This is a genomic window from Stenotrophomonas sp. STEN029, from assembly GCF_056760015.1.
On sequence record NZ_JBRREC010000177.1, the window covers coordinates 1 to 1,316 of the forward strand.

At 69.8% G+C, this 1,316-nt stretch carries 1 protein-coding gene; it reads left to right on the top strand.

Features of this window, described 5'->3' with window-relative positions:
- The first annotated feature begins 144 nt into the window (after positions 1–144).
- The gene (locus ACVOLI_RS20475) at positions 145–1,122 is read left to right on the top strand and encodes a zinc-binding dehydrogenase (RefSeq protein ID WP_481615785.1); all 978 of its coding nucleotides are present in this window, start codon (positions 145–147) and stop codon (positions 1,120–1,122) included.
- Positions 1,123–1,316: the final 194 nt, after the last annotated feature.

Genomic DNA, 1,316 nt, shown 5'->3' on the forward strand with positions numbered 1-1,316 from the left:
CGGGTGTAGGTGTTTGCGCCCCCCCCCCCCCCCCCCGCCAGTCTAACAAAAAACCACCTACAAAAACCCCGGGCCCCGGGGGGGGCGCCCCCCAACACCCCCCCCCCCCACCCCGGTTTTGCCCGACAGCAATAGGAGACCCTCATGCGCAGCGCCATCCACACCACCTTCGGTGAACCGGTCGACGTACTGGCCTTGGGCGAAAGCCCCATCCCGCAGCCCGGCCCCGGCGAAGTACGGATCAAGACCCTGCTCGCATCCATCCACAACCACGATCTGTGGACCGTACGCGGCAAGTACGGCTACAAGCCCACGCTGCCGGCGATCGGTGGCAGCGAGGCAGTAGGCATCATCGAGGCGCTTGGCGAAGGCGTCGAAGGCATCACCATCGGCCAGCGCGTCATGGCCGCTTCGGTGCACGGCACCTGGGCCGAATACTTCATCGCGCCCGCACGCATGGTCATTCCAGTGCCGGACGGCATCGCCGATGAGGCCGCAGCACAGCTGATCGCCATGCCGCTGAGCGCGCTGATGCTGCTGGAATTCCTGCAGGCCGAACCCGGCCAATGGATCGTGCAGAACACCGCCAACGGTGCGGTCGGCAAGACCCTGGCGATGCTAGCTGCCGCACGCGGTGTGCACGTGCTCGGGCTCGTACGTCGTGATGCCGGCGTCGATGAACTGAAGGCACTGGGCATCGACAACGTGCTGTCCACCACCCAGCCGGATTGGAAGGCGCGCGCGCAGGCGTTGCTCGGCGACACGCTCGCACACGCCGCAGTCGATTCCATCGGCGGCCAGGCCAGCGCGGACCTGGTGTCACTGCTGGGCGACAACGGCACGTTGGTCTCGTTCGGCACCATGGCCGGCGAAGCCATGCAGATTCCCTCCGGCGACCTGATCTTCAAGCAGGCCACGGTGAAGGGCTTCTGGGGCAGCAAGGTCAGCCAGCAGATGTCGGTGGAGAACAAGCGTCGACTGGTAGGCGAGCTGCTGCAACGTGTGCTGAGTGGTGAGTTGGAACTGCCGGTGCAGGCGATCTACGGGCTGGGTGATGTTGCAGAAGCGGTGACGGCGAGCCTGCTGCCCGGACGCAAGGGCAAGGTGTTGTTGCGGCCTTGATAGTTGGTCAAAACCGGGGCAAAACCGGGGTGGGGGGGGGGGGGGGGGGGGGGGGCGGGGGGGGGGGGCGGGGGGGGGGGGGGGGGGGGGGGGGGCGGGGGCGGGGGGGGTGGGGGGGGGGGGGGGGGGGGGGGGGGGGGGGGGGGGGGGGGGGGGGGGGGGGGGGGGGGGGGGGGGGGGGGGGGGGGGGGGGG

Coding starts and splice junctions, on each gene's coding strand:
- ACVOLI_RS20475 (WP_481615785.1), top strand. CDS start 145: ATGCGCAGCGCCATCCACACCACCTTCGGTGAACCGGTCGACGTACTG.